The following is a 10,676-nucleotide window of genomic DNA, read 5'->3' on the forward strand; positions in this document are numbered from 1 at the left end:
CTCTAAATAGATTTGGGAAGCTAAAGAATGAAAATATTTGTATTATTAATAAGTTATGCACTAACACAATGCGCCCTCTTAAACTAACTTGCCAACTCTTTTGGAGAAGAACCTTATTTTATTTATGGATGTTATTTGGAGCGAGGGAGAAGAATAAATGGAAAAAGTACATATATATACCAAAGGAAATAACCTGAACTTTGATTCGGCCCTGGACAAGGCCAAGGCTGAGGCAGGCTTGCGCCTTGAAGACCCGATGCTTTTATCATGGTTTGAAAAAAAGAGCGGCCGCTTTTCGCCCAATGTCACCTGCCTCTAATTTATCTATTTCTTCTTCTTTTTCTTCTTTAGTTGTCCTGGCGGATATTTCGCTTTATGTTTTTCAAAATCCCTGTAGGGTTTATCAGTATCCATTTCAATGGCTATGTGATCCCCGAGTCTGACTTTCAGATTTGCTGGCAGAGAAACTGAGACTCTCCATGCCCCACCAGCGAAATAGAAGTAAACTTTTCTTGTAATATCAAAATAAATCATGGCTGAAGGATAATATCGGTACATATATTTTGCACGGTAACCGTGGGCCGGAGCATGCGGCGGTGGGCCGCCTTTTAGGGTCCGGCCTTGGCCTATCTGCACGCCCACCTCTTTAACAGCGCATCCAGCAGTAAATACAGCCAGAAGCGCGATTAATAAAAAAACCGTTAATCCTTTGCAAGTCTTAAAATTCATGGTGATACTCCTTTTATAAAGACATCCGTTTGTGCGCCTGAACATTCTAGAACATTTCATTGGATTTTAATATCTATTCGATCAGTCTGAAAATTATATCACAGACGGATAATGGAATCGAAGAACTCAATCATGACCTCCATCTCTTTGGCTTCTCTTTTGGAAAGCTGACCGCTGCCTAACCTCTGGCCATAGTAGCCGTTAGCCACCACGGTTTGAGCCTGATCGAGGTGCTTTGCGACACGGTCCGCGCTGCCAGCTTGGAGATAAAGGCTCAAATCGTTAATAAAGAGGATATCCCGCGGGCTTTGAATAAAGACCTGAAACAGGTCGTCAATTATGGGCACGTTTTGGCTGGCGATCAGCATGGCCTCCTGCTCGCTCCCGGAGCTGAGTCTGGGCGGCCTTATGTCTGCTTTTAAATAGAGAACGCCTTGCTCTTCATCAGGCAGCAGCCTGCCTCCAATGCCTTCCAGTCCCTTTCCCTGGGTCGCTTCCTTTGGAATTTCAGGGGCGAGGTCTAGAACGATGATGCTTCTTCCGAGTAAGTGAACGCAGAATTCATCGAGGATACCCTTGCATAATCTCGTTTTCCCGGTATTGACCTCACCCAGGATGAGCGTTCTTTTGCCCAAGAAATTTTCAATTCTAATGTCAGCTTTCATATATCAAACCCTAGCCCCAAAGTCCCAGCTTGGAAAGAACAAATCTTGAGGCCAGAAGGCTCGTCACCAGGAGGGCCAGGAAACCCAGGACATTAAGCAGCAGGGAATTTTTATTTTCTTGGACCACATCCTTTTTGTTGAGAAGGATCAGGATAATGAGAATGATGATTGGTGTTCCGCAAAGACCCAGGGCCAGCATGATCACTAACAAATGTATAAAGCTCCCCTTGAGCATGGGTCCGATGAGGCTCAGGAGGCAGCCAAACAGGACGACCGCCCTGAATCGCACGTCACGAACATTCAGCTCCCAGCCAAGTTTATCGCTCAGGAAATAACCGGCCGCCAGGAAGGTCGGCGTGATGGTCGAAAGCACGGCTCCCCAAAGCCCGGCCAGAAAGACGACATTGGCGTACGGCCCTAAAAAAGGTTTGAGGGCTTTAGCCAGATCCAGTGCCGTTCTGACCTTTATACCTTCTGGATGCAGGGCGGACGCCGCAGCCAAAAAGATGGCGACGCTGTAAAGGCCAAAGGCGATAAACATGGAGAAAAACGTATCCATCCAGGCCAGTCTCATCTGACCCGTGCCCCAGCCCTTTGAATTTACATTATAGGTATGCATGGCAATGATGGTGATGTGCACGGCGCCGCCCATGATCCCGGCCATCATTAAAGCGGAATCCATGCCCCCGGGGATGGTGGGGATGAGTCCTTTCATTACCTTTGATAAATCCGGACTGACAACAATGACCGTTATGACGAAACAAATTACAACCACCGAGACCAAGGCTTTGCAGACCCACTCCAGGATCTTGTATCCACCCACACCGACGATCAGGAAAACAAAGGCGGCATAGAACAATGACCACCACGGACTTGACAGTCCCGTGATCAACGCCGTCACATCCACAAAGGCCTTCATTAGAATGGTGGAGGCAAGCCAAGTGGCCAGCAGGGCGTCAATCATGAGCACCCAGCCCCAGAACTCCCCCAGCCTCTCATCCACCAGGGAGATGATACCCTTCCCGGTCACTAGGCCCAGTTTCGCGGCCATGAACTGAGAGACAAACGCCAGGAGGGCGCTTAAAATGATGACCCACAGGAGCTGATATTCAAAACGTGCGCCAGCCAGAGAAACAGAGGCCATGGTCGCAGGCCCGCAGGCCACGGCGCTGACAATCCAGGCCGGACCCATCTGCTTGAAAAAGCTGCGGAAAGTCAAGGCATTTTTCGGTTCAAGAGGGTTTGTATCGTTTGAGGTCATGGCTTTATCTCATCAAAACAGTTGCCCAAAGATAAAGCAAGTCAATGAGATGAAGCAAGGTGTTTTTTAAAAGAAAAAGGTTTTCAAAAACCTGGCCGCCAAACCACTGATGCGCCCTGCCGCAAGCTGCCGGTCTCTGGCCGATAATATAGCGCAACCTGGCCTCTGTTATTAAAGGTGCCTGAGGAACAGCATTTCGTGGAAACGGGTTCCTTTGTTTAATTGTAAAAAAATTATACATTTTCTATTTAAATGTAAAATTATCATCCAGGACTTATCTGCGGCTGGCAAGGCTCTGACAATGGTTTCTCTCAAAATTTATCTATATTATTAATAGGTTATATTTAAATTCATTCCTCTGTCATAATGTGGCACCCTCTTTGCTCCTTTCCCAAGACAGAAAATCTTAAATTAAGGAGGAACGAAAAATGACGAAAAAGACGATTTTGATACTTACTCTGGTATTGAGTTTGACTTTAGCAGGCACTTATGTCTGGGCTCACGGCCCTGGTCAGGGCCGCGGGGGAAGCTCTGGTTGGGGCGCTATAATGGGTACAAAGGGCGGCCACATGATGGGTTGGCATCAGGGCGGTCCTTGGGCACAAGTGGATGAGGAAACGGCCAAGCTCAGAACCGATCTGCAGCGGAAGAGAATTGAAATGATGGCTCTCTTTGCCAAGGAGACTTTGGATGAAGAGCAGATCAAGGCTGTCCATGACGAGATGAACAAGTTGAGGACGGAGCTGTCCAACAAGAGGTTGGAGCTTGGCATCAAATTTAAGAAGGAAAACCCTGATAAACTATTTCCTTTTCCCGGGGGACCCAGGCACGGTCAATTTCACGGCGGCCCCGGTTCATATAGAAGGTAGGGTTACTCTTTTCAATCTCCTTAACCCTCCCTCAAAGCACGGGGGGAACTTCAAGTGGAAAAGTTCCCCCCGATTCTCGTAAAATTATTACCAATTTTTAACTGTATTTCAGGAAGACCTTTTTGTCCTCAAGAGTGGTCCTTCCTGAAAGCGTTTATAATTTGCCCGCGGCTCCCAGGGCGAGGGTCTCGTTTACTCCGTCTTCGATCATGGCCGCCCGGGCATCCCTGAAGATTTTTTCAATAACGTATTCTCTGGAGAGTCCGTTTCCTCCAAATATCTGGATGGCCTGGCTGGCAACCCGGAAAGAGGCCTCGGTGCAAAAGATTTTGGAAGCGATGGAGTATTCCAGGGCTGGCAGCTGCATTGCTTTAGTTTGTGTCCCGTTATAAACACTGACCTGACGCGAGAAGGAACGGGCCGCCTCCACCGAGGTAAACATATCAACGAGTTTTAATTTTATGTTCTGGTGTTCGATGATAGGGACCCCGCCCTGTATCCTTTCTTTGGCATAGTTGAGCGCCTCGTCATAGGCGGAATGGGCCGTGCCTGCGAAAACGCTCCCCATGCCTGCGTTAGCCCCGGCCATTTGCGCGGTCATTAAAAAATTGAACATACCAGGATCCGCGCAGATCATCATGGATTTGGGGATACGCACGTTGTCGAAGAAGATTTCTCCCTGGTTCAGGTCTCGCTGTCCCATCTTGTCCAATGGTTTTCCCCGGGTGATGCCTGGCAGGTCGAGCGGGATGACTGCTATGCCGCAGTTCTCCATGCCCTTGGATGGGTCCAGGCTTAAAAAGAGGGCCGCGTGAGTAGCGATGGTGCCGTTACTGACCCAGGCCGCCTTCTGCCCGTTGATGACGTATTCGTCCCCGTCCAGAATCGCCCTTACCTGGGGCGCGCATGCCGGATCTTTTGCCTGGGGACCTTCCCAATGCAGCCAATCCGAACCATGGTCCGGCTCGGTAATGGGCCAGCATCCGATCATCTTTCCTTCGGTGTCCGCGCAGTACTGGGCCGTCATGGCCTGCACTTCGGGATCTTGAGCGAGAGCGGCGTAAGTGAAGGGCATGGAACTCACCCCCAAACAGATGGTCAACCCCGAGGCGGCGTATCCCATCTCCTCAGCGATAATAGTTCCGGTTAACGAATCCACCTCCAGACCGCCGATTATTTCCAGGAAGGACATCTTGTGGTAGCCCAGCTCATAAGTCTTTTTGATCACATCCCAAAGGATTGACCCATCTGCGATTACAGATTCAGGATCAAGCTTGTCCAGTTCGATCGAAGCCGGTCGCCATACTTCCATCAGGAATTTCCGGGTCGCTTCTCGCATGGCCTTCTGCTCATCGTTAAGATCAAGATTCAGTTCTACAATTCCCATAATTTCCCTCCTTTGCTAGCCGGTTAAATTAAAGTGACTTACATGAAAAACCCGCACACGAACAGGCTCAGGTTTCCAGGTCCTCTGGATGCTTGCTGGTTCGGGCTCGTTCGACAACTTCATCGAATCGGTCCCCCAGGTCTACTCCAAGCTCATGCGCCCTTTTCTTGGCCCAGAGGCCAACATTTCGGTTGTCCTTATAGAAGGAATCATCCCGAGGCGCACTGCTGTTGAACTCGTTCAGCCTTTGCGCCTCAGTCTTGTGCAAGGCAAATTGTGACAGGACTCGAATGAGACAATCACCCTGACAATGGGCGCACTGTAAAGTCTCCTCCTCCTGAGACTTAAGAATCAGGGCGCTGGTGATCTTGCCGCACGATTCGCAGCGGTATTCGTAGATAGGCATAATGAAGTTCCCTAATCTATGTTTTTTTCTATGATATGAATGGCCATGGCCGCTTCACATGGATTGGTCGCCTAACTATAGTCTTCAAAACGGTAAACATCCGCTGCCTCGGGATCAAACCATTCCCGCAGGACGCGGTCCAGGTTCTTCTGGGAGGCTGTCTTGGGGATCTCCGAAACGACTTGGATATACGATGGTACACTATTTCGCTCCAGACCGGCCGCGCAGGCGCTGAATATCCCCTTGATGTCTGGGGTGCTTCCTTCCACCGGGACGATAGCAGCCACCAGATCGCTTTCGCCCGGAGCCTCAGAGGCGGCCGGGATGCCATAGACGCAGACATCACTGATACCCGGATGTTCGGCTATGACCGCTTCGACATACTCTGGCAGGATGAAATCCCCCTGGCGCCTCAACCCGCCGCCCTTGCGGAAATCAAAGAAGAACCACCCTTCTTCGTCTCGATGGACCATATCTCCGGAACGAAGCCATCCGCCTCTGGTCTTGGCCTCAGAAGCTTCCTTGTTCCCATGATACTCAACAGTGGTTTCGCCACTGGTATTTCGGGCAATCAGCTCCCCGATCTCCCCGGGGCCGCATTCCGTGTCGTCTTCTCGCACGACCTTCATCTCTATAAGTCCTTCAGGCGGCTTGCCAAAGGAGCCTACTGGTCCAACTCCCGGCGGTTTATGGGCAAAGCCTCCTTCCACCGCGCCGTACCATTCGTGAATTTTCACGTTAAACCGCTTTTCAAAGGCCTCCCATATCGGCCGGGGTGTGCCTGCGCTCAGGACGACCCGAACCGGGTTATCCCCATCATCCGGCCGGGCCGGTTCGGAATAAATTCCCATCATCATGCCTCCGAGAAGGGAGAAGCTGGTGCATCCATGAGCCCGGCAGATGTCCCAGATGCGGCTCTTGGTAAACCTGCGACCGATCACAGCCGGTATGCCAAGCATTAAAGCCGGACCCAGGGTCACGGTCTGGGCGTTCCCGTGAGTCATGGACAGGCCGGTGTATAGCTTATCCTCATCGGTGTATTTCCAGATGAGTTGAGCCAGCACGGCGGCGGTCGGGAGACGGTTGGTGAGTTTAACCCCCTTGGGATCGCCGGTCGTGCCCGAGGTGTAGATGATCAGGTGGGGATCGGTGGCTGCATGAGCTTCAGGAGCAAACCCCGGCGCTTCCGGACCCTCGAGGATCTCTTTTAAGTCTGGATACCCGGGCGAAACAGGTATTCCAAAGTCATCTTTGTAAACAACTCCAATGGTTTTCACTTCAGGGAGTTGAGCCAGAGCTTCCTTCATGGACTCCATAAACTCGGCGCTAAAAATCACCCCCTTGGAGTTCGAATTTTTTATCTGATAGGCGAGCTTTTCCCCTTTGGATCGCGGATCAATCGGCACCATGACCGCCCCGAGGGCAGAGGCGGCATACATGGCAATTACCAGTTCCGGATGATTGCGCATCAGAAGAGAGAAGGTGTCGCCCCGGCTCATGCCAAGTTCTTCAAGGGCCCGGGCAAGCTTGCGCCCTTGGAGCACCAGGTCGGAATAGGTGAGAATTTCATCCGGATGCGGGGAGTTGTCAAAGGTAATAACAGGAAAATCAGGTTTTTCTTCAGCCTTGGCGTCCATGTCAAAGACCATGATTCCAGGCAATTTGCTTTCAGCCATGCTTTGCCTCCTAACCGTCTTTAAGACCCGCTTGGCGGCTTAAACTTTCGGCTAAAAAAGGATAAGACGCTCATGCCATTTTTAAACTGAGGTATTTATCATAAACCAGTTGCCGGGCGTTTGGAAAAGAACTTGTCCGCAGGAGCTCGCCGGACCTTATGTGGGCGTGCAGTTTTAAATTCCTGCACAGATAGTAAATCCGCCGTCAATCACAATCTTTGCCCCGGAAATGTAGCGGCCGGCTTTTGAGGCCAGAAAGACAATCGCACCTTTGATGTCGTCACCGGTTCCAAAACTGTTCAAGGGCGTCATTTTCAGTAACGGTTCCGCAGCAAATTGATAGAAAGGGCTGTTCTTGTCCTTCAGTGTTTCCATCATCCCTTCTTCCATGTTGCCAGGGAGGATCGCATTAACCCGGATGTTTGATCCGCCCCATTCAACGGCCAGGGACCTTGTCAGGCCAATGATTCCAATTTTGGTCGTGGCATAGGCTGTCATGCCGGTTGAAAACCCGACCTGCCCGTTTTCGCTGGAAAAATTGATGATACTGCCAGATTTCTGCTTAAGCATCAATTTACCTATTTCCCGACAGCACAAAAAAGTGCCCGTTAAATTCGTCGTCATCATCGCGGTCCAGCTTTCCAGGCTCATCTGGATCGAAGGAACCATACCGCCGATCCCGGCGTTATTTACCAGGATGTCGCATCGTCCATAATGCTCTTTCATTTCCTGAGCCAACTTGATGACATCCTCTTCTCTGGTAACGTCACATTTGATAGCGATTGAGTCCCGGCCGAGGTTTTTGAGTTTTTGCCAGGCGTCCTCCAGTTTACCCGAAACATCTCGTCCGCAAATGGCGACGTCAGCTCCAGCCTCAGCCAGCCCTTCAGCGGCAAAGTATCCCAGACCGCGGCCCCCGCCTGTTACCAGGGCCACCTTCCCATCTAACTTGAATAACTCTAAAGCGTGTGTCATTTGAATGCCCTTATATTTATCAGGAAGATGAAATCATCATATTTATCTTTATAAACGGATTTCTCGCTACTTCCATATGCCCATGAGTTCCTCAGATGAGACAACAATACATATTCTGCCTAATATTTTCAGGGCTGATTCATGCATTTCTTTGTCCATCGAGGAGACACAATCGGAAACGACCGCGGTGTAGAATCCCCTATTTATAGAGTCCCTGGCACTGGAGGCCACACCCATTTCAGTGGCTATCCCGGTAAAGAGAATGGTTTCTATACCCCGGTTTCTCATCATGTTCTCAAAATGAGTGCCGATGAAAAAGCTGGCTGTATGTTTGGGAATAACGGCCTCACCTTCCAGGGGCTGCACTTCAGTATGGATCTCAGACTCCGGACTTCCCGGCGGCATGAACGTTGGGACCTTGTCCGGGTCATCTATCCCAAATCTTCTCATCATCATCAACGTCCTGGGCGGAGATTCAAACTCCTTTGGAAGCGGCGTTATTTTTGAATAAACAACCGGGATATTACTTTCTCTGGCTGCTTTGATGAGGCCCTTTAAATTTTTAAGGAATTCTTCCTGGTTGAAAATCCTGCCGACCAGGCCGTTCTGGACGTCCCAGACCACCAGAGCCGTGTGATCGGGGTCTAGGATTTCCTTTAATTCCGTGTAGATCCTGCGCTTTTTTGAAGCCATCGTGATTCCTCCCCTTAAGTTTTTAGGTTTTCTAAGAGCTGGAATTCTCCTCTGAATCCCGGGAGAACTGCTCGACGACGTCCTTCATTCGTTCAGGAATGGGGATATTCTGAGGGCATTTCTCCACGCATTCCTCACATTCGATACAAAAATCAGCCGAGGCCTTGGTCGGCTTCAGTCCTTTATGGTATGCCTGGGTAATGCCTTCTCCAAAACTGTAATAACGCGCATAGTTAAGCAGCAGGAAGTTGGTGGGGATGTCCACACCGTTGGGGCAAGGCATACAATAGCCGCAGCCGGTGCAGTAGAGGTCCTCCAGACCTTCAAGCTGGTCCAGCATGTCTCGAATGTCTTCCTGTTCCACGGTGGTGAGCGGTCCTTCAATGTTGGCCGTGGCAGTATTCTCCTCGACCATGGCCAGGCTGCTCATGCCAGAGAGCGCCACGCTGACGTCGGGATTAGCCCAGACGAATCTGAACGCCAATTCGGGCACCGTGCGGCCTTGGCGTGGTTGAAGCCGGCTCAGAAAATTGAGCCTCCCGCCGCCAACAGGTCCCATAATGGCCACACCCATGCCTTTCTGCCTGGCGTGGGCGATGGCCGTATCATTGAGGCGGTGCAGCAAATTATATTGAACCAGCATGGAGGCGAACTCGCCCGTATCAATGAGCTTGATCATATTTTTGGGGTTGTCATGGCAGGAAAAGGATACATGACGGATCAGACCTTCATCGCGGGCACGGTGAAGTTCGTCCAGGTAGCCTTCTGGCAAGACCTTTTTCCGAAATTCCCTCCATTGCAGCCCGTGGAAGTGGTAAAAGTCAATGTAATCGGTTTTGAGTCGCTCGAGCTGAGTGTCGAGCCGTGTGCGCCATTCTTTGAGGTCGGCCTCAACGCGGTTCTTGGTTGAGATATAAATGGAAGACCGGTCGCGACCGGCAATGGCTTCACCCACGGCGATCTCGCTTGTGCCATTGTGATAGGTCCAGGCCGAGTCCACATAGTTGATACCAAGCTCCAGAGCGCGCTGGATCACAGGTACTGCTTTTTCCAGATCAACCTTCTCTTTATCCCCTTCGCCGACAGTGGGCAGCCGCATGGCGCCAAAACCCAGGGCAGAAACCTTAATGCCTGTATTGCCAAAATCACGATACTTCATTCTGAAGCTGTCTTTTTATCTTCGCATGGTTTTTGAGGCACGCCCACGTACAGGGGCTCAAGAACCAGATGCCTGGAAAATAGATAGGAAAGAAAAAAATGATAAAGTTTCCTCAAATAAGTAAAAGCGAGTATAGGTGAAACCGATATGGGTGGCAAGCGAAAAAATGTCAACATAAATTCAAGGCGAACCTAAAGAACTCCTTTCCAAACAGTGATCAGGCGCTATTTAATACCGTTAATAATTATTCTTCACTCATGTTTGAAGTCCTGAATCCCGGCGGTTATTGAAATTGCCAGTTAAATGTAGTTTTGATAAGATTATTCAGTTCATCAGGAGGAAATAAAGGCCATGCGACTGCAATTCCTTGTTCACTTGCCGCACGAGACGGATCACAACATTACTGTTTGGGCCGAGCAAAGAGATCACACCGTGGCCCGGACGCAGGTCTTTAAAGGCGATGAATTCCCATCGCTGGACGATTTTGACTGGCTCATGATCATGGGCGGATTTCAATCCGCCTGGGAAGATGAGATCTACCCGTGGCTAACCGGTGAAAAGCGGTTCATCCTCCAGGCGCTCAAGCATGACAAGATCGTACTGGGTATCTGTTTCGGCGCGCAGCTCCTGGCCGAGGTTCTAGGCGGCCGGGCTTTTTCTAACAAACACCAGGAGATCGGCTGGCATGAGGTTTCCCTCACGCCGCAAGGCAAGAAGTCGTTTCTCTTTAAAAAGGCGCCCGACCCTTTTCGGACATTTCTCTGGCACAGCGACCACTTCTCCCTGCCGTCAGGCTGCGCCAGCCTGGCTTTCTCTGAAGCCAGTCCCCATCAGGCTTTTATCAGCCGGACCTACC

Annotated in this window: 11 protein-coding genes and 1 pseudogene; 3 read left to right on the forward strand and 9 right to left on the reverse strand. The window is 50.4% G+C overall.

What is annotated here, in order from left to right; all coding sequences use genetic code 11:
* The first annotated feature begins 157 nt into the window (after window positions 1-157).
* A pseudogene (locus JRI95_14150) lies at window positions 158-319 on the forward strand (AF1514 family protein).
* Window positions 320-324: 5 nt separating this feature from the next.
* Here the strand turns inward: JRI95_14150 and JRI95_14155 are convergent.
* The 3 genes from JRI95_14155 to JRI95_14165 form a co-directional block, all read right to left on the reverse strand.
* Window positions 325-729: a hypothetical protein gene (locus JRI95_14155; protein MBW2062686.1), complete on the reverse strand. Its 405-nt coding sequence runs from the start codon at window positions 727-729 to the stop codon at window positions 325-327.
* 98 nt (window positions 730-827) lie between these two features.
* Window positions 828-1,394 (reverse strand): hypothetical protein, encoded by a 567-nt coding sequence (locus tag JRI95_14160; protein MBW2062687.1) that lies wholly within the window; start codon window positions 1,392-1,394, stop codon window positions 828-830.
* A gap of 10 nt (window positions 1,395-1,404) precedes the next feature.
* Window positions 1,405-2,655 (reverse strand): Nramp family divalent metal transporter, encoded by a 1,251-nt coding sequence (locus tag JRI95_14165; protein MBW2062688.1) that lies wholly within the window; start codon window positions 2,653-2,655, stop codon window positions 1,405-1,407.
* Window positions 2,656-3,083: 428 nt separating this feature from the next.
* On the opposite strand from JRI95_14165, the gene JRI95_14170 reads away from it, so the two are divergent.
* Window positions 3,084-3,524, forward strand: a complete 441-nt coding sequence (locus tag JRI95_14170; protein MBW2062689.1) for a hypothetical protein — start codon at window positions 3,084-3,086, stop codon at window positions 3,522-3,524.
* A 154-nt stretch (window positions 3,525-3,678) separates the two neighbouring features.
* On the opposite strand, the gene JRI95_14175 is transcribed toward JRI95_14170, so the two are convergent.
* The 6 genes from JRI95_14175 to JRI95_14200 all read right to left on the reverse strand — a co-directional run bounded on the left by JRI95_14175 (window position 3,679) and on the right by JRI95_14200 (window position 9,820).
* Window positions 3,679-4,911, reverse strand: a complete 1,233-nt coding sequence (locus JRI95_14175) for an acyl-CoA/acyl-ACP dehydrogenase (GenBank protein ID MBW2062690.1) — start codon at window positions 4,909-4,911, stop codon at window positions 3,679-3,681.
* Window positions 4,912-4,978: 67 nt separating this feature from the next.
* On the reverse strand, window positions 4,979-5,317 hold the full coding sequence (locus tag JRI95_14180; protein MBW2062691.1) for a zinc ribbon domain-containing protein: 339 nt from the start codon (window positions 5,315-5,317) through the stop codon (window positions 4,979-4,981).
* A gap of 71 nt (window positions 5,318-5,388) precedes the next feature.
* Window positions 5,389-6,993, reverse strand: a complete 1,605-nt coding sequence (locus JRI95_14185; GenBank protein ID MBW2062692.1) for an AMP-binding protein — start codon at window positions 6,991-6,993, stop codon at window positions 5,389-5,391.
* A gap of 174 nt (window positions 6,994-7,167) precedes the next feature.
* A complete protein-coding gene (locus tag JRI95_14190; protein ID MBW2062693.1) occupies window positions 7,168-7,968 on the reverse strand; it encodes an SDR family oxidoreductase in 801 nt (266 codons plus the stop codon).
* Window positions 7,969-8,034: 66 nt separating this feature from the next.
* A complete protein-coding gene (locus JRI95_14195; GenBank protein MBW2062694.1) occupies window positions 8,035-8,661 on the reverse strand; it encodes a cysteine hydrolase in 627 nt (208 codons plus the stop codon).
* Between the two features lie 31 nt (window positions 8,662-8,692).
* Complete coding sequence (locus JRI95_14200) at window positions 8,693-9,820, reverse strand: aldo/keto reductase (protein MBW2062695.1); 1,128 nt, start codon at window positions 9,818-9,820, stop codon at window positions 8,693-8,695.
* Between the two features lie 351 nt (window positions 9,821-10,171).
* Between JRI95_14200 and JRI95_14205 the strand changes: the two genes are divergently transcribed.
* Window positions 10,172-10,676, forward strand: a 505-nt coding sequence (locus JRI95_14205; protein MBW2062696.1) for a type 1 glutamine amidotransferase, incomplete at its 3' end; no start/stop codon positions are given.

It is taken from the genome of Deltaproteobacteria bacterium (genome assembly GCA_019308995.1).
GTDB lineage: Bacteria > Desulfobacterota > Desulfarculia > Adiutricales > JAFDHD01 > JAFDHD01.

Excerpts from the sequence above, each read along its gene's own strand:
- JRI95_14155 (MBW2062686.1), bottom strand. The coding sequence starts at position 729 with ATGAATTTTAAGACTTGCAAAGGATTAACGGTTTTTTTATTAATCGCG.
- JRI95_14160 (MBW2062687.1), bottom strand. The coding sequence starts at position 1,394 with ATGAAAGCTGACATTAGAATTGAAAATTTCTTGGGCAAAAGAACGCTC.
- JRI95_14165 (MBW2062688.1), bottom strand. The coding sequence starts at position 2,655 with ATGACCTCAAACGATACAAACCCTCTTGAACCGAAAAATGCCTTGACT.
- JRI95_14170 (MBW2062689.1), top strand. The coding sequence starts at position 3,084 with ATGACGAAAAAGACGATTTTGATACTTACTCTGGTATTGAGTTTGACT.
- JRI95_14175 (MBW2062690.1), bottom strand. The coding sequence starts at position 4,911 with ATGGGAATTGTAGAACTGAATCTTGATCTTAACGATGAGCAGAAGGCC.
- JRI95_14180 (MBW2062691.1), bottom strand. The coding sequence starts at position 5,317 with ATGCCTATCTACGAATACCGCTGCGAATCGTGCGGCAAGATCACCAGC.
- JRI95_14185 (MBW2062692.1), bottom strand. The coding sequence starts at position 6,993 with ATGGCTGAAAGCAAATTGCCTGGAATCATGGTCTTTGACATGGACGCC.
- JRI95_14190 (MBW2062693.1), bottom strand. The coding sequence starts at position 7,968 with ATGACACACGCTTTAGAGTTATTCAAGTTAGATGGGAAGGTGGCCCTG.
- JRI95_14195 (MBW2062694.1), bottom strand. The coding sequence starts at position 8,661 with ATGGCTTCAAAAAAGCGCAGGATCTACACGGAATTAAAGGAAATCCTA.
- JRI95_14200 (MBW2062695.1), bottom strand. The coding sequence starts at position 9,820 with ATGAAGTATCGTGATTTTGGCAATACAGGCATTAAGGTTTCTGCCCTG.